At 39.8% G+C, this 17,847-nt stretch carries 13 protein-coding genes; all 13 read right to left on the bottom strand.

Annotated features, from left to right (window positions below; translation table 11 throughout):
- Positions 1 to 10: 10 nt before the first annotated feature.
- On the bottom strand, positions 11 to 1,639 hold the full coding sequence (locus tag F886_RS02515; protein WP_005300999.1) for a PglL family O-oligosaccharyltransferase: 1,629 nt from the start codon (positions 1,637 to 1,639) through the stop codon (positions 11 to 13).
- 175 nt (positions 1,640 to 1,814) lie between these two features.
- Entirely contained in the window at positions 1,815 to 2,276 is a 462-nt protein-coding gene (locus F886_RS02510; RefSeq protein WP_005300996.1) for a pilin, read from the bottom strand.
- A gap of 349 nt (positions 2,277 to 2,625) precedes the next feature.
- Positions 2,626 to 3,186, bottom strand: a complete 561-nt coding sequence (locus F886_RS02505; protein ID WP_005300993.1) for a TPM domain-containing protein — start codon at positions 3,184 to 3,186, stop codon at positions 2,626 to 2,628.
- On the bottom strand, positions 3,180 to 4,262 hold the full coding sequence (locus F886_RS02500) for a TPM domain-containing protein (RefSeq protein WP_005300990.1): 1,083 nt from the start codon (positions 4,260 to 4,262) through the stop codon (positions 3,180 to 3,182). The genes F886_RS02505 and F886_RS02500 overlap by 7 nt, the downstream gene beginning before the upstream one ends.
- Before the next feature lie 24 nt (positions 4,263 to 4,286).
- The gene (locus F886_RS02495; protein WP_003653797.1) at positions 4,287 to 4,877 is read right to left on the bottom strand and encodes a LemA family protein; all 591 of its coding nucleotides are present in this window, start codon (positions 4,875 to 4,877) and stop codon (positions 4,287 to 4,289) included.
- 130 nt (positions 4,878 to 5,007) lie between these two features.
- Positions 5,008 to 5,895: a metal-dependent hydrolase gene (locus F886_RS02490; RefSeq protein ID WP_005300987.1), complete on the bottom strand. Its 888-nt coding sequence runs from the start codon at positions 5,893 to 5,895 to the stop codon at positions 5,008 to 5,010.
- Between the two features lie 174 nt (positions 5,896 to 6,069).
- Entirely contained in the window at positions 6,070 to 7,491 is a 1,422-nt protein-coding gene (locus F886_RS02485; RefSeq protein ID WP_004789801.1) for an FAD-dependent oxidoreductase, read from the bottom strand.
- A 69-nt stretch (positions 7,492 to 7,560) separates the two neighbouring features.
- Positions 7,561 to 12,036, bottom strand: a complete 4,476-nt coding sequence (gltB, locus tag F886_RS02480) for a glutamate synthase large subunit (protein WP_171067762.1) — start codon at positions 12,034 to 12,036, stop codon at positions 7,561 to 7,563.
- A gap of 461 nt (positions 12,037 to 12,497) precedes the next feature.
- On the bottom strand, positions 12,498 to 13,376 hold the full coding sequence (locus tag F886_RS02475; protein ID WP_005300981.1) for a hypothetical protein: 879 nt from the start codon (positions 13,374 to 13,376) through the stop codon (positions 12,498 to 12,500).
- A gap of 16 nt (positions 13,377 to 13,392) precedes the next feature.
- Positions 13,393 to 14,475: a 3-dehydroquinate synthase gene (aroB, locus tag F886_RS02470; protein WP_005300977.1), complete on the bottom strand. Its 1,083-nt coding sequence runs from the start codon at positions 14,473 to 14,475 to the stop codon at positions 13,393 to 13,395.
- Positions 14,476 to 14,503: 28 nt separating this feature from the next.
- Positions 14,504 to 15,073 carry a shikimate kinase AroK gene (aroK, locus tag F886_RS02465; protein WP_004789808.1) on the bottom strand — a complete coding sequence of 190 codons (570 nt, stop codon included), beginning with the start codon at positions 15,071 to 15,073 and terminating at the stop codon, positions 14,504 to 14,506.
- 11 nt (positions 15,074 to 15,084) lie between these two features.
- A complete protein-coding gene (gene pilQ, locus F886_RS02460; protein WP_005300972.1) occupies positions 15,085 to 17,250 on the bottom strand; it encodes a type IV pilus secretin PilQ in 2,166 nt (721 codons plus the stop codon).
- A 63-nt stretch (positions 17,251 to 17,313) separates the two neighbouring features.
- Positions 17,314 to 17,841, bottom strand: a complete 528-nt coding sequence (locus F886_RS02455; RefSeq protein WP_005300971.1) for a pilus assembly protein PilP — start codon at positions 17,839 to 17,841, stop codon at positions 17,314 to 17,316.
- Between the last annotated feature and the right edge of the window lie 6 nt (positions 17,842 to 17,847).

The following is a 17,847-nucleotide window of genomic DNA, read 5'->3' as shown; positions in this document are numbered from 1 at the left end:
GGATTTTTTATTACTTTTCTTTTAATAATTCTGGTAGCGTTATTTTTTGCTTATAGAGATGCTGTAAAATAAATATTTGCTGCTCTGCTTGCTCTATTTTTCCATTATAAGCTAGTAATTTTGCATATTTACGTAAGTTATAGGGAGTAGGTTTATTCTTTACGAAATTTTCCCAATGAACTAAGTCAGCTTCGGGTAATGCAGTTTCAGAATTAAGTTCAATCCATTTTAAACGCTCTTCAAACTGCGTTAAAACAAAAATCTTACTGCTTCCCATAAATTCAGCATTTGGACGCTTATTATTGAAAAGCAAATTACTATTTAGAACATACACATTGTAATCACGTAAAATCGCAATAATCAGTAGTAAACTTACAACCCATATTAAACGGAGAAGTTGTTTATTAAGCACAATTCCTTTGAGCACTGGGCTCTGTGCTTGCACAACACCAAGTAAAAACCCACAAGTAAGTAAGAAATAAGCATAGCGCTGTGGGAACTCTAACATGGCATGAATAAGCACAGTACATACCATCATAATCGCTACAATCGAGATGGTATTTTTAGCTTGTTGATTCAACCAAAGGAACCAACACGTAAAGTAAGCAATGATTACAGTAGCTAACGGAATGCCATTCCAGATAATTAAATCAAGTAATACATTATGGGCACTAGTCGTCCACTCTCCTGTGGGAAAAGCATGATAAACAGTAATTTGTGCCACACTGGTTTGATTCCAGCCATATCCCCACCAAGGATGCTGCTGCACAGCAAGTAACATTTGCGACCAGATATTAAAACGTAAATACCCAGAGCTTGCTCGTTCCACCAAAGTGCTTGCTTCGGTTACATTTGTACTTGACCATGCCTCTATTAGATTTGTTACAAAGGGTAGAATCCCCCCTGCAACTACAAAAAAACCTAAACACCACAAAAGACTTTGAATAACTCCAAAACGTTTTTGCTGTTTAAATTGCTTAATCAGCCAATAGATGAATAAAAATGGGAAAACAATCCATGAGGTACGTGATTGACTCAATGCAACCGTGAACAAAATAATTAGTGCTGAAGGTAGAAGTAACCAGACCGTAGCCTTATTCTTTTCATATAAGTACAAACAACCTAGCAACCCGACAATTAAGAAAGTTGCCATATTGTTGGGCTGACCGAAGTTCCCATAAGGACGGTTACCAATCAGGTGAAGCATATGGACAAAATGAGACTCTATATTTAACCATTGGCAAATTGCAATAAAACTAGTGCCAAGGGATACTATAATTACGAGTAAACTAAAACCCGAAAAGATTTGATCACGCTTTTGTTGATCTAATGACAGATTGTAACCACCCAAGACCATAAACCAAAAACCTAGCAAGTAAAATGAACTTAACAAGGCTGTGCTCAGATCAAAAACCAAACCCAAACCCCACTGCACTATTGGAATTAAAGTAAATGGCAGCAACAATAGCTGTGCTCTGGGAATTTTTATATTTTGCTGAATTAGGGCGGCTAATACGCATAATCCAGCCCCAAAAGTACTCACTTCACTCGAAAACATGACCCAAGGACTATAGTGGAATGGAGACAACCATGCAAAACCTAACAGGATTGCAGCGAGGAATAGGAAGAATACTTGCATAGTGACAGGTTAGAGACCAAAACTTGTGAGAATTATACATGCAAATAGAAAAAAAAATTTTGACAACATATAAGACATTCAAGCTATTTAAAAATTGTCATTGAATAATAAATTTCGATTTATATAATAAAAATGCACCTAATTTAAGGTGCATTTTTATTATATGGTATAAACATTATAAGGTAGTAATTGCGCCAACAGCTGGTGTTCCACCACCTGTACATCCTTTTGGTAAGAATTTGTCAGTAGTAGCAATATCTGTACTACAAGTCCATGCACCCGCAGATGAACGCGAAAGTGAAATAATTTTTCCTGCGATTTTTGGATTTCCTTTTAAAGTACAAGTAATAGCGTTCGTAGCTGCACCATCATTACCAAAATTCGTAACCCCTATGGCTGAACATGCGCCAGATGATGTTGCAGTAAAACCAACTTGAGAAAGAGAAGCAATCGCCGTACCATCATTTAATTCTGTGTCATAACCTGTGCGCATATTACTGATTTCAGAATATCCAGCTGTAGCCTGAGAACGAGCTACATAATTTTGATAAGCAGGAATCGCAATTGCCGCCAAAATCCCGATAATCGCAACAACGATCATAAGTTCAATTAATGTAAAACCTTTTTGTGCATTCATAGCCTTTTTCCCCAAAGATTGTATGTATGTTTTTATATAAGCTTTTTCAGCTATCAACTATATTGCAGCATCCATGCCAACTTTTATTTTATTTATAAAACAAAAACTTATATTAATTTTCCAACTTTTTGAATATAAAATCACTGTAAATAACTGACAAAAATCGTCACATGACTTTTTACCACAACACATCACACATAAAAAAAATTAAATAAAATCCATCAAACTTTCTATTTGCTTTTGTGAAAAAATTCTCTTTAAAAATAAATAAATAGGTGACATTTTTTGTCAACCACCTTGAGAAATAAAAATTTAAAAATTATGAGATATAGAACTTTTAGAAAATAACTTAATTAATAATAATTGGAGCATTTCCCAATTCATTGGATTGATCTGGCATGTTTTCATCATAAAAATGTGACAATACCTCTCCAATTTGCTGCACCCCCATCACGACAGCTTGTTGATATTGTTTTTGTTTAAGTTGTTGAACGATAGACTCACAAATCTGCTGCCAGACCTGATCGTTAGTCGCATTTCTAATACCACGGTCAAATATAACTTCTACAGTACGTTCACATAAATTTAGGTATAACAATACGCCGCTATTTAATGCAGTATCCCAAACGCCTAACTCTGCAAATAGCTGCTGTGCTCTTAAACGCGTGTTTTGTCTATAGGCTTGTGAACATGGAATATGGCCTTCAATTACAACCTGTATCTCGCCAACATGTCCATGTTCTGCCTGTTGTACTGCATCGGCAATAATTTGCTTATCTTGTTTTGAAAAATAACGACTACTGGCTGGGAAATAACATAAATGCTTAAACCAACGTTTTAGACTTGGCTCTACAGATTCCTCAATTTTTGGCTGAGTAATTATTTGTGTTGTTTCTGATGTTGTTACCATGAGCCTGAAGCACCTCCACCGCCAAAACGACCTCCACCACCACCATAGCCTCCGCCACCACCACCGAAGCCTCCTCCACGGCCACCGCCGCCAGAACCACTCAGAATGGCCTGTAAAATAAGTTGGGCAATAGAAGTAATGAGTAAAAAGAAGATTCCAAAACCAAGTAATAAGCTAGTCACTAGACCTGCGCCATTTACAAAACCTGCTACCGCGGCAGCAACACCTGCAGTAGATGCACTAAGAGGTCGTCCTACAATAAATGAACCCACAATTCCAGCAACAAGAATAAATAAAGCCATTGTCAGGGTTGTCTGTTTAGCTTGTTGCTCTTCCGCAGCTTGATGTTGGCGTTCTTTTAAATCTTGAGCAGCTTGCTGAGCGACTTCTGGGTCAAGATTTAAAATCCTTCCAATTTCATCAAGACCTGCATTTAAACCTTGTGCATATTGGGCTTGTTTAAAATAAGGTGTAATTTGGTTTCGAATAATCCGACTTGCGACAATATCAGGCAATACGCCTTCTAAACCGTATCCAGTTAAAATTTGTATGCGTCGATCATTTACCGCAACTGCAATGAGCAATCCATTGTCCCGTTTAGCTGAACCTAATTGCCACTGCTCACCCACTCGTAATGCATAATCAAAAATATCTTCTTGGCCCGTAGTCGGAACAATAACGACACCAATTTGCGCTTTGCCTTGTTGGTATAAACTTAGAATTTTTTGGTCAAGCTGCTGTTTCTCAGCTGCACTTAAAATGTTAGCTTGATCAATAACAGGCTGATTTAAAGTTGGCAAACCACGAATTGCTTCACCTTCTGCCATATCGTTAGAGACTTTAGGCGAAGCAGCAACACTTGAAGCAGCTTGTTCACCTGTCTTAGACGCAGTGGCTTGATTTTGCTGTTTTTGAATGATTTTGCCCGCTACAATGGTGTCAGTTTCATCAGTAGCAGTTGCAATATTAGTCTCACTCCATGCTGCATTCTGAAAAAGAACACCGCAACAGAGCAAAATTAAGGTAATAACAAATACCTTAATTTGCTTAAGCTGAAGCAATATATTATTTCTCATGCAGCACTCCTTTGATTCTTAAAATTAATCAAAAGAAACTTTTGGTGCCTGCTGTGCAGATGCTTCGGCAGAGAAATTGGCTTTAGGATGCATACCAATTACTTTTGCAGTCACTGCTTGCGGGAACTGGCGTACATATCCGTTGTAATCTTGCACTGTTGTAATATAACGATTACGTGCAACTGCGATACGGTTTTCTGTACCCTCAAGCTGAACTTGTAATTCCTGGAATTGAGTATTGGCTTTCAAATCTGGGTAGTTTTCAGATACAGCAATCAATCGAGATAATGCCCCTGTTAATTGACTTTGAGCCTGTTGATATTTTTCAAGTAAAGCTGGGTCTTCTAAAACTTCTTTATCAACTTTTAAACCCGCAACATTCGAGCGAGCCTGTGTCACTTCAGTTAATACTTGCTCTTCATGTTTAGCATAACCTTTTACCACATTGACAAGGTTTGGTACCAAATCTGAACGACGTTGATATTGGTTTTGTACTTCAGACCACGCTGCTGTTACAGCCTCATCTTTTACTTGTAGAGTATTATAGCCACATCCCGAAAACAGTAAGGTGCTGGCAAGTGTTGTTGCGATCGCTAATTGTTTCAACGTTTTCATCGTCACATTATCCTCAAGTTTTTCTTTATATTTTTGACCTCTTTACCCGATTGTATGATGAATTTGGCATTATTGTGTTGCTTTTATTTTATTGATTTTTAAAAACCGGATTTTTAAATCCGGTTTTCTATTAACTTAATCTTTGATCTTTTTCTTGTTGAAAACTTGCCATTTGATATTCTTCTGCTAAAGAACTTTTCCAGTAATCCACCATCTTATCGTAATCTTTTTGACTAGGATGAAAATCTTTTTTGTAATATGCAAAGTATTCAGGCATTAATTGGACAAGCATCTTTATCAGCAAATATGCCCCAAACAAATTACCTCCGATTTTAGGTAAGCTATTCCATTTATCTTGCCAAAATAAACGAGTTGTCCCATAAAAAGCCAGACTCGCAAACCCAGTAGTGACGCTACGCATGAGTAAGCGACGAATACGGTCATCTCCATAGACATGTTGATAGACATCGAAAGCGACTGAACGATGTTCAATTTCTTCAATCGCATGCCATACCCAAAGTTTTAACGCATCTTGATCTAACGTTTTTAACAATTCTGGATGTTGTAAAACATATGCTCCAAGGAGAGCTGTAAAATGTTCAAAAGCACAAGTAAGGGCTAATTGCAGCTTAGGTGGAATCGTTCTTAAGTATTTATCGCGCTCATTTAACCAATTTTGAAAACTGTCCAGATTATAATCATCACGGCGCCAAGCTTCATTAAACTCGCCATGCGCTTTTGAATGCATAGCCTCCTGTCCAATAAAAGCTGCAATTTGCGCTTGTAATTGAGGGTCTGAAACTTTATCACGCACATTACGTACGCTATTTACAAAAAATTGCTCACCCACTGGAAACGTTGATGAAAGTGCAGTTAAAAAATGAGACATGAGAGGCGAGTTTGCAAAATAGTGCCGCTTGATCGCCTTTGGATTAAATTCAAGACGACGCACTGTAATACCCAACGCTTTTCGACGATTTAAATATGATTTTTCTGCCGTCATACCTGCGATGTTCATACTCAACACCTATTGTATTGAAGAAGGAAGTTTTGAGTATGTCGCGAGCTTAAAAAGCTAAAAAGGGCAAAAAAGCTTATTATATTTGCTAAAAACATCAAAGTGACTAATGGTAGACAATAAAAAAGCCTACTTGAAGTAGGCTTTTTTTGAGTGTTTTAACAAATTAATTTATTAGACACCAAGGTAATCCAAAATGCCTTCAGCAGCTTGACGGCCTTCCCAAATTGCAGTCACGACTAGGTCTGAGCCACGCACCATATCACCACCAGCAAAGATTTTCGGGTTTGATGTCTGGAATTTGAATTCTTGTTTTTCAGCTGCGACAACACGACCTGAACCATCAAGATTAATATTCGCGTTACCAAACCAATCCGCTGGGCTTGGGCGGAAACCGAATGCAAGTAAAACTGCATCGGCTGGTAATACTTCTTCAGAACCTGGAACTGGTTCAGGACTACGACGGCCACGACTATCTGGTTCACCCATTTGTGTCGTTACCACTTTTACGCCTGTCACTTTGCCATTTTCACCAACGATTTCGATCGGTTGACGATTGAATAGGAATTTTACACCCTCTTCATAGGCATTTTTTACTTCACGTGCAGAACCCGGCATGTTACTTTCATCACGACGATATGCACATGTTACATCATGAGCGCCTTGACGTAATGAAGTACGGTTACAGTCCATCGCTGTATCACCACCACCCAGTACAATCACCTTTTTACCATCTAAGCTGATGTACTCACTTGGATCTTTTTCCCAACCTTGGCAGCGGTTCACGTTAGAGATTAGGAAATCAAGAGCATCATAAACGCCATTAAGATCTTCACCCGGGAAACCACCCTTCATGTAGGTATAAGTTCCCATACCCATGAACACCGCATCATATTCTGCAAGTAATTCATCAATGGTTACATCTGTGCCAATTTCAGTATTTAAACGGAATTCGATGCCCATACCTGTGAAAATTTCACGGCGGCGTTTCATCACATCTTTTTCCATTTTAAATTCTGGAATACCAAATGTAAGTAAGCCACCAATTTCAGGACGCTTGTCGAATACAACTGGTTTAACACCACCGCGAGCTAGAATATCTGCACAGCCTAAACCAGCAGGGCCCGCACCAATAATAGCAACTTTTTTGTCAGTCCATTTTACGCCTGACATATCTGGACGCCAGCCCAAAGCAAAGGCTGTATCGTTGATATATTTTTCAGCATTACCAATGGTTACTGCACCAAAACCATCATTTAAGGTACAAGCACCTTCACATAAACGGTCTTGTGGGCATACGCGACCACATACCTCGGGTAGCGTGTTCGTTTGATGACAAAGCTCAGCAGCTTGGAAAATTTGGCCTTCAGCAATGAGTTTTAACCAGTTTGGAATGTAGTTATGTACAGGACATTTCCATTCACAATATGGGTTACCACAACCTAAACAACGGTGAGTCTGATTAGTAACAGTTTCCGATGTAAAAGGCTTATAAATTTCCACAAATTCTGCTTTGCGGACAGTAATATCTTTTTTCTCTGGATCTTGGCGTGCTACATCCAGAAATTGAAAGTCATTATTTAGGCGTTCTGCCATGTCTCTCTCCGTGGGTAGGCGCGGTTTTCACTGTTGTCCGCACCTGCCTATGTCGTTGCAGTCGTGGAATTATTGTGGATCAGCTTGTGTTGTTTTCAAAAGCGTTTGTAAATTAGCAGCCTTTGGTTTCACAAGCCAGAATTTACGGCTGTAGAAATCGAACTCATTGCGGATTTTATAAGCCCAGGCACTACCTGTTTCTTTAATATGCTCATCGATAATACGCAACAAGAACTCTTTATGATCTTCCATAGATTCTGTTGAAATACGATTTAAATCAATTAATTCGTGGTTGTAGTAATCTACGAAGTCATTGTCCAGGTCAAGTACATAAGCAAAACCACCAGTCATGCCCGCGCCAAAGTTATGGCCTACTTTACCAAGTACAGTCACAACACCACCTGTCATATATTCACAGCAGTGATCGCCAGCACCTTCAATTACAGCAAATGCACCAGAGTTACGAACTGCAAAACGCTCACCCGCTGTACCCGCTGCAAAAAGCTTACCGCCAGTTGCGCCATACAAACAGGTATTACCAATAATTGCTGTGTTTTGGGTTTGGAAAGGTGAACCTTTTGGTGGGAAAATTGAGATACGACCACCTGCCATACCTTTACCCACATAGTCGTTTGCATCACCTTCAAGACGGATGTGTAAACCACCCGCGTTCCATACACCAAGTGACTGACCAGCTGTACCAGTTAAGTTCATCACTACTGGATGTACTTCCATACCTAAGTTGCCATAGCGACGAGCAATTTCACCAGACACACGAGCACCGATCGAGCGGTCACAGTTCACAACATTGAAGTTGAACTGACCACCTGCGCTTGATTCAATTGCAGGAAGCATTTCAGCAACCATTTTCTCAGCTAACACACCTTTATCAAATGGTGCATTCCCTTGTACTTCACAGTACTGTGCTTTACCGTCAGCAGATGGATGAGAAGTTAACAATGCACTTAAATCAAGATGAGCATGTTTTTCAGTTTCACCCGGTAATACTTCGAGTAAATCAACGCGACCGATTAAGTCTTTCAATGAAGACACACCTAATGCTGCCAACCATTCACGTGTTTCTTCCGCAATAAAGTGGAAGAAATTGATGAGCATTTCTGGTTCGCCAATGTAGTGCTCTTGACGTAAGTGATCTTGTTGAGTTGCAACACCAGTCGCACAGTTGTTTAAGTGGCAAATACGTAGATATTTACAACCTAACGCAATCATTGGGGTTGAACCGAAACCAAAGCTCTCAGCACCTAAAATTGCTGCCTTGATCACATCAAGACCCGTTTTTAAGCCACCATCAGTTTGTACACGTACTTTGCCACGCAAGTCATTTACACGAAGAGCTTGATGCGCCTCACTTAAACCCAACTCCCATGGAGAACCCGCATGGTGAATTGATGAAAGTGGAGATGCAGCAGTACCACCGTCATAACCAGAAATGGTAATGAAGTCTGCATATGCCTTCGCAACACCAGCTGCAATTGTTCCTACACCCGGCTCAGATACCAGTTTTACTGAAACCATTGCTTGCGGGTTAACTTGTTTCAAGTCAAAAATTAACTGAGACAAATCTTCAATTGAGTAAATATCGTGGTGCGGTGGAGGTGAAATCAGTGTTACACCCGGCACTGAGTAACGTAAACGTGCAATTAAACCATTTACTTTACCGCCCGGTAACTGACCGCCTTCACCTGGTTTTGCACCTTGAGCAACTTTAATTTGCAATACTTCAGCAGAAGTTAGATACGCAGGCGTTACACCAAAACGACCAGATGCGATCTGTTTGATTTTCGAGTTACGAATTGTGCCGTAGCGAACTGGATCCTCACCACCCTCACCAGAGTTTGAACGACCACCAATCGTGTTCATCGCAATTGCAATAGCTTCATGCGCTTCTGGAGAAAGAGCACCTAAAGACATGCCTGCAGAGTCAAAACGAGGCAAAATCTCTTCAACTGATTCAACTTGCTCAACTGGAATCGAGTTCGTTGTTTTTAACTTAAATAAGTCACGGATAGTCGCTACTGGACGGTTATTTACCAATTCAGCATATTCTTTAAAGTGTTCGTATTTACCAGAGCGAACTGCTTTGTGTAATGAGTTAATCACATCTGGGTTAAACGCGTGATACTCTTTATCAAATACGAATTTAAGCAGACCACCTTGATCAATTGGTTTACGATTTGACCATGCTGTAGCAGCTAATTTTTTCTGGTCTTTTTCTAGATCAGCAAATGTTGCACCCTGAATACGACTTGGAACACCCAAGAAGCACTGATCTACAACTTCAGATGATAAACCCACTGCTTCAAAAAGCTGACCACCACGATACGAAGCAACGGTAGAGATACCCATTTTTGAAAGAACTTTTAATAAGCCTTTCTCAATACCTTTACGGAAGTTCGCTTGAGCATGGATTGGATCACCCAAAAGCTCACCTTTCGCAATCAAATCATTAATTACGTCATATGCAAGGTATGGGTAAACAGCGGTTGCACCGAAACCTAGTAATACTGCAAATTGGTGCGGATCACGTGCAAAACCAGTTTCAACCATGATGTTTGCATCAGTACGTAAACCAGTTTTAATGAGGTAATGGTGTACTGCACCTGTTGCAAGCGCTGCGTTTGCAGGCAAGAAACCTTGGCGAATATTTTTATCAGTTAAAACAATTAAAGTTTTACCATCACGAACCGCTTGCGCTGCCTCTTCACAGATACGCGTAATCGCAGCTTGCAAACCTTCTTCTTCAGCATAGTTCAAATTGATGTCAACAGACGCATAGCCTGCACGATCAATACTACGGATTTGCTGCATTTTTGAGTTAGACAGAACAGGGCTCGAAATAATGATTCGATCTGCGTGCTCTGGACCTTGCTCAAATACATTCTGTTCACGACCTAAACAGGTTTCGAGCGACATTACAATCGATTCACGTAGTGGATCAATTGGCGGGTTTGTTACTTGCGCAAATTGTTGACGGAAATAATCAGTCACATGGCGTACTTGACGAGACAATACAGCCATTGGCGTATCATCACCCATAGAACCTACAGCTTCCTGACCACTTTCAGCAATAGGACGCAACAACTGGTCGCGCTCTTCAAATGTCACCATAAACATTTTTTGAGCTGCTTTTAAAGCATCACCTGTTAAACCTTGATCAACTAATTGTTCTTCAAGTTCAGGATTAGCATTGAGGCGAATTGCATGATCACGTAACCACTCACGGTACGGACGCATATTTTTCAAATGAGTACTAACATCTTTAGTATCAAGTACTTTACCTGTTAAAGTATCAACTACTAAAATTTGACCAGGGCCTACGCGACCTTTAGAAATAACATCTTCAGGTTCATAACCCCACACACCAATTTCAGATGCCAAGGTAATGTAATCATTTTTGGTAATGACCCAACGTGCAGGGCGTAAACCATTACGGTCAAGCATACAGATGGCATGACGACCATCTTGAATTACTAAACCTGCTGGACCATCCCAAGCTTCCATATGCTTAGAGTTGAACTCATAGAATGCACGTAAGTCTGCATCTAAAGTTTCAACGTTTTGCCAAGCTGGTGGCACGAGCATACGCAATGCACGGAATAAATCCATACCGCCACCAACCAAGATTTCAAGCATGTTATCTAAGCTTGAAGAGTCTGAACCAGTACGGTTCACAATTGGGTTAAGCTCAGTTAGGCCTGGTAACAATGGGTTTTCAAATTTAGGCGTACGTGCCAATGCCCAGTTACGGTTTGCTGTAATAGTGTTGATTTCACCATTATGCGCAAGGTAACGGAATGGTTGAGCCAAAGGCCAACGAGGTAAAGTGTTGGTCGAGAAACGTTGGTGGAACACCACGATATGTGATTTTAAACGTTCGTCTGCCAAATCTGTATAGAACTCAGCAATTGCAGCCGGCATCATCAAGCCTTTATAGCTGATCACTGTCGAACAAAGCGTAGTCACATAGAATGACGGATCATTTTGTAATTGTTGTTCTGCACGACGACGTGCCAAAAATAGTTTACGGTTAAACTCAACTTCAGTTACACCCATTGGACAGTTCACAATGACCTGTTCAAAAGCAGGTAAAGATTGAAGTGCAATTTCACCTAGTGCATCATTATTTGTAGGGACAACACGCCAAGCCAATACGCGTAAGCCATCAGCCTCGATTTCTTTAGTTAAAATATTTTTAGAGTGCTGCGCTAATGCCGGATCGACATTTAAAAATACCGTTCCTACAGCAAAAACTTCGCTAAGTGTAATATCGCTTAGTTTTTTTGCTTCATCACGGAAAAATTGCTTTGGCATCGCCAATAATAAGCCGCAACCATCTCCCGTCTTGCCATCTGCGGCAATACCACCACGGTGCGTCATGCAACTTAAACTGTGAATCGCGGTTTCTACAAGATGATGACTTGATTCACCCTTCATATGGGCAATCAGTCCAAAACCACAGTTATCCTTAAACTCATCAGGTTGATATAAACCTTGAGCGGGAGCTACAGTATTAGGCGATGGCATGTGCATAGCGTACCCTTCTTTCAATAAGGCTCTTTCGAGCGTCAAACAAACAACTTATTTCTGCGATATTGCCTACGGACGATAGTTAGCTCAATGTTTCGCAAAAAAAAATTTTGGGCTGATAAGCCAATATACGCTGTTCCATTTTTACGTACACTGGTTTTTGCTAGAAAAATGTTTTGACTTATTTCGCACTCTTTTAAAGCAGCTCGACCCCACGACTCTGCATAGACTTCACTCTTTAGAGCGCCAAAATAGTTAGCAGTACATTAATAAGCACAAGAATAAAGCAAAAACTATGCCAATATGATTTTTAAAGCTTAAGTGTTTATATTTCTTAAAAATAGATCAGTTTTATTCAGGCTATCATTTTAATAAATGACCAAATATGCACCACACTTGATCAAAAATTATATATATCTTTTGTTATTGCACTATATTTGTGCACATTATTCTTATCCTTAGTTCCCTCTTGTGCCCTCATTTGTTGCATTTTTAGGAGTAGTTTCAATTTCACGATTTTGCTGAGTCTTTTTAGAAGCATCTGCAGAATTGGACTGATGTACATCCACAACATTTCCTTCAGCATCTCGGCGAATAATGGTCGTTCGAGTTGTAGAGTTCGTTGCTGGAGCAGCCACTTTCGGCTGCGTACTTGTCGCACCGTTTACACCTGCGCCCATGAGCAAAGACTCATCAATTTTAGGCAAAGCCGCTGGACGTAAACGCACTTCATAAGTTTGGCTAATGCCACCTTTCATTTCATCTGCACCCAAGTCATTAACTAGTGGTACATAAGTAGAAAATTGTTGTGGTTGTGGCTTAATTGATTCAGGCAAATCAAGATTCAGTTGCGTTAACTGCTGAATTGCATCCTCAGAACGCTTAAATACACCATATGTCAAAACATATTGTTCAGATTGCTTCTCTCCACTTAATCGGAAGTAGATAAATTTATTTCGGTCTGAACGATTCTTTAAAAAGTTTTTAATAATATCTTCGTCAGATGCACGGAATAACTCAAGCGTCCACTGTTTCTTGTTTTCGTTAATAAATTTTGTACCGCGAAACTCTGCTTCATGCTGACCTGAAGCAACTGTGCGAGTCGTTAAATCAAGAGGCCTAACCTCATCGGCTAAAGCCCCTAAGTTAGCCGTTGTTGCCACTTTTTCTGGCTGAATTTGCACAGGTGCTTCTGAATCAGCAGCTTTTTCAACTTCTACAAGCTTCTTACTATCCGTCATTACCCAGAAAAGAAAAGCCAGAAACAAGCAGACGATACCACCCACCAACCAGATATATTGTTGAACATTCTGCCAAAGTGTACGTGATACAGTCATGTGTTACCTTAATTTATTATCCGTGTTGATTTGCCAAAATAGCTTGTTTCATGAATTCAACATCAAAGTCTTTAGTAATTACCGCTTGTCCAAGTTGCTTTAACAACACTAAACGTAATTGACCATTGAGGACTTTTTTATCATGTGCCATATATCCAAGGAATTCATCCAATGGAATTTTTGGACATGATATCGGCAAATTAGCGCGTTGAATAATTTTTTTTGTACGCTCTACATCATCACTTGAAATCCAGCCCAAACGCTGTGATAAATCAGCTGCCATAACCATGCCGGTAGCTACTGCTTCGCCATGTAACCAAGTTCCATAACCTAGATAAGATTCAATAGCATGACCAAACGTATGACCTAAGTTAAGTAAGGCTCTTTCGCCTTGCTCTTTTTCATCGTTTGCAACAATACGGGCTTTATGAGCGCATGAACGGTAAACAGCTTCTCCTAAAAGATCAGCATCTCGCCCAATCAACCCATTCATATTTTGCTCTAACCAAACAAGAAAATCAGCATCGCCTAACAAGGCATATTTAATAACCTCTGATAATCCAGCAGACAATTCTCGATCTGGTAAGGTGTTGAGTTGAGCCATATCAGCCAAAACAACTTGAGGTTGCTGAAATGCGCCAAGCATGTTTTTACCCAGTGGGTGATTAATACCAGTTTTACCACCCACACTTGAATCTACTTGTGAAAGAAGCGTAGTTGGAACCTGAACAAAATAAACACCGCGCTGAAAACACGCCGATGCAAAGCCAGCCATATCACCAATAACACCACCGCCCAAAGCTAAAACCGTACAATCTCGGTTAAAACCAGCTTCAAGAAGTGCATCAAAAATTAAATTTAAATGCTGAATATCTTTATATTTTTCACCATCGGGCAAAATACATGTAGCTACAGTTTTACCCAAACTTTGTAATGCTTCTTGATAGTGAGATAAATATAAAGGTGCGACCGTTTCGTTACTCACAATCATGACCTGTTGACCATGAATATAAGGTTCAAGCAACTGTTTAGGATCAAGTTGACTGCCAATAAAAATAGGATAACGGCGTTCGCCTAATTCAACATGTAAAGTTTGCATGAGTTTATTAAACCACGAGTAAGTTTGGCTATTTTAGCGTGTTAGACAAAATAAGTTGCAGAATCTTTTGAGCAAGATCGCGTGCAGCACCCTGATTAGTTTCAATCGTGTAATGAGCAACTTCACGATATAAAGGATCACGTATTTTTAACAAATCTCGCAATTTTTGTTCAGGGTTTTCAACTTGTAATAGAGGTCTGTTTTTATCGCGATAAGTTCGTTGTAATTGTAATTCCACAGGAGTGTAAAGATAAACCACTATACCACGCTGCTTAAGAAACTCACGATTGGGTGCTTGAGTAATCGCACCACCGCCTGTTGCTAAAACCAAAGCCTTACGGGAAGTTAACTCATTCAACACTATGGTTTCACGAGCACGAAATCCGAATTCCCCTTCTTTTTCAAAAATCCAAGGAATAGTAGCCCCTGTTTTGCGTTCAATTTCATGATCACTATCTAAAAATTCACGCCCTAATATTTCGGCTAAATGACGTCCAACGGTTGTTTTTCCTGCCCCCATGGGCCCCACCAAATAAATATTTGGCAGGGTTTCAAACGCTTTGCTTGGCAAGGCGCCACCTATTTCAATTGCTTTCATTAAAAAATATATTAATGATTTCTCACCAAAGTGTCATTAACAATTCGTGGCGTAACGAAAATCAGTAATTCTTGTTTATCATCAGATTTCACATCTTTTCTGAATAAATGCCCAAGTACGGGAATATCACCAAAGAAAGGAACCTTGGTTTGTGAGTTAATTGTAGTCTGCTCAAACACCCCCCCTAAAATGACTGTTTCACCGTTATTAACCAGCACATTGGTGTTAATCTGATTTTTATTTAAAATTAACTCACCATTAGGAGCAGCGCCAGCAACAGAATCTTTCGAAATATCTAATTTCATTTGGATCTTACCGTCAGGTGTAATACTTGGTGTCACGTTTAAGCTTAACAGCGCATCTTTAAATGAGGTTGTGGCAGTTGAGCCTGCAGCAGAGTTCGTTGTAGATTGATAAGGGACCTGCTGACCTGTTGCAACTTTTGCAGGTTGTTTATCTGCAGTCATCACTTTAGGCGTAGAAATAACCTCACCATAGCCATCGGCTTGTAAAGCTGAAAGTTCAAGATCAAGCATAAAATCAGACATACTAATTAAACCAAAGGCAATACTTCCAGCCGGATTGGTTACCCCTAAATCGACATTTAAGTTATCTGGACGTTCAATCGTGTATTTATATCCTCCCGTAGTCTCATCTTTTTTGGGTTCTCGTAAATTCCATAAAGTTGTTTCACTACCACCAACCAGCAAGTTATTATTATTGGTAATTCCTTGAGATAGGATCCCCCACTTAACGCCAAGCTCTTTGGTAAAAGAAGTAGATGCTCTAACAATACGTGCCTCAACCATGACTTGCTTAACTTGTACATCCAGTAAATCAATCATTTTACGAATTTGATCAATCGACTGAGCTGTATCGTTAATAATCAAGGTATTGGTGCGATCATCTTGAGTAATTGTTCCACGTGGACTCAATAAACTTCCTACGTTATTTCCTAAACTATCAACACCCGTATTTAAGTTAGTAGAAGTTGAAGTACCTCCACCCGAAGTATGCTGCAAACCATTGCCATTATTTGAACCTTGAGTAATTAAACCCATAATATCGCCAGCTTTAGCATATTTAAGTTGAATATACTCAGTTTGTAAGGGAGCCAGTTTGACACTCTGTGCGACAGCTTTTGCTTCTTCTTCTTCAGCCTTAATCAATTCCGCAACAGGCGCAATCCAAATAACGTTACCATTTCTCCGTTTATCCAGATTTTTAGTCTTTAGAATAATATCAAGTGCCTGATCCCACGGAACATCTTTCAAGCGCAAAGTAATATTACCCTGAACACTATCGGCGGCCACCATATTAATGCCAGTAAAATCGGCAAGTAACTGTAAAACGCGACGGACTTCAATATCTTGGAAATCAAGAGAAAGCTTATTACCAGAGTAATTAGGTGTCTTATATAAAGAAGTTACGTTTTTATCCTGAGGACGCTTTAAGCTAATGGTGAGTTTATTTTCCGCTTGATAAGCCATATATTCATAGCTACCAGTAGATTGAATTGTAATAACACCATTGCCTTTTTCGTTATAAGATTCAATGGTAGAAACAGGAGTTGCAAAATCATTCACATTTAAACGTTTAGCTAAATGTGTGGGAATTTTAGAGCCCAGAGTTCTCACTACGACTTTGCTACCTTGTTGCTGAACATCAACAGGGGTATTACTTCCCAATAAATCAATAACGATTAGTCCTTCACCTTGACCACCGCGCTGAAAGCCAATATTTGAGACACCTTGCGGTTGTACTGTCGTGGTTGGTAAAGGCTTAATAGCTGCTTGAGCTGAATTAATCTTTAGAATAAAAGTATTGCCTTCAATGCGCGTTGTAAACGCACCTGCTTCTTTTAAATTTACAGTTAAACGTGAGCGCTGATCATCAGAACTTACATCAACTGAGCTTGCTTCATTTGTACCAATTGCCACTTTTGACTGGGTTAAAGTCTGCTGAGCTTTATTAAAATCCAAAATCAAACGTGAAGGATTTTCAAGTTGATATGCCTGTGGTTGTGGTGGTAAACCATTAAACATAACTCGAATTTCTGTACCCTGACCTGCAATTTGCGTTGGTACAATATTAGTCATGCTGACCTGTGCAGAGGCAACCTGCATAAGTGCAATGGCTACAGCCCCCATAGAAAACTGACGGAATACGTGATTCATTGTCTGACCATCCCCAATTAAATAATCTTTAAAAATACTTTTTCTTTGTTATTCCCTAAATTTTTAGGGTGCGGGTCCAATTAACACTAAGGTTCTTGGTCTCTCCACATAGCCTTCGCGCCCATCAGGGACAATCTCTACCAGATCAATCTGGGTTGGACCAATATGAGTAATACGCCCTTGGTTCATCCCGATATAGTTCCCCACCTGTACCCGTTCAATTTGCTGATCGGGTGATTGGATAAGAGCCAATACTTGCCCACGGTTATTACGTATGCTTCCTTTCATGTTTAAGGATTCTAATGCATAACTTTCTAGAGGCTGAGGTGCACGTGAGAAATTCGGATATACCTGTTTTCCTGCCATAATTTTGAGCTCAGCAGCAAGTGAGCTTGGTAAAAATGGACTCTTTAGCTGATGAGCCGCATAGTTAAATTGTGGCACAGGCGTGAAAACAGGTGCTGGATCTATCGGTTGTGGTGGCTGATTACGTATATTTGCCATTTGCTGATTTACAGCATCGATTCTAGAATCACATCCAACTAAAACCAAACATGCCAAAATAGAAAAAGAAATTTGTTTAAGTTTCATTGTAAT

Source organism: Acinetobacter sp. NIPH 542, assembly GCF_000369825.1.
GTDB classification, from domain to species: Bacteria; Pseudomonadota; Gammaproteobacteria; order Pseudomonadales; family Moraxellaceae; genus Acinetobacter; species Acinetobacter oleivorans.
Note: the sequence above shows the minus strand (reverse complement) of the source record. Positions and strands in the feature narration are given on the sequence as shown.

Bases quoted from the DNA above. Each gene is read 5' to 3' on its own strand.
- pilQ (WP_005300972.1), bottom strand. From the start codon at position 17,250: ATGAATCACGTATTCCGTCAGTTTTCTATGGGGGCTGTAGCCATTGCA.
- F886_RS02475 (WP_005300981.1), bottom strand. From the start codon at position 13,376: ATGACTGTATCACGTACACTTTGGCAGAATGTTCAACAATATATCTGG.
- F886_RS02485 (WP_004789801.1), bottom strand. From the start codon at position 7,491: ATGGCAGAACGCCTAAATAATGACTTTCAATTTCTGGATGTAGCACGC.
- gltB (WP_171067762.1), bottom strand. From the start codon at position 12,036: ATGCCATCGCCTAATACTGTAGCTCCCGCTCAAGGTTTATATCAACCT.
- F886_RS02515 (WP_005300999.1), bottom strand. From the start codon at position 1,639: ATGCAAGTATTCTTCCTATTCCTCGCTGCAATCCTGTTAGGTTTTGCA.
- aroK (WP_004789808.1), bottom strand. From the start codon at position 15,073: ATGAAAGCAATTGAAATAGGTGGCGCCTTGCCAAGCAAAGCGTTTGAA.
- aroB (WP_005300977.1), bottom strand. From the start codon at position 14,475: ATGCAAACTTTACATGTTGAATTAGGCGAACGCCGTTATCCTATTTTT.
- F886_RS02500 (WP_005300990.1), bottom strand. From the start codon at position 4,262: ATGAGAAATAATATATTGCTTCAGCTTAAGCAAATTAAGGTATTTGTT.
- F886_RS02455 (WP_005300971.1), bottom strand. From the start codon at position 17,841: ATGAAACTTAAACAAATTTCTTTTTCTATTTTGGCATGTTTGGTTTTA.
- F886_RS02495 (WP_003653797.1), bottom strand. From the start codon at position 4,877: ATGAAAACGTTGAAACAATTAGCGATCGCAACAACACTTGCCAGCACC.
- F886_RS02490 (WP_005300987.1), bottom strand. From the start codon at position 5,895: ATGAACATCGCAGGTATGACGGCAGAAAAATCATATTTAAATCGTCGA.
- F886_RS02505 (WP_005300993.1), bottom strand. From the start codon at position 3,186: ATGGTAACAACATCAGAAACAACACAAATAATTACTCAGCCAAAAATT.
- F886_RS02510 (WP_005300996.1), bottom strand. From the start codon at position 2,276: ATGAATGCACAAAAAGGTTTTACATTAATTGAACTTATGATCGTTGTT.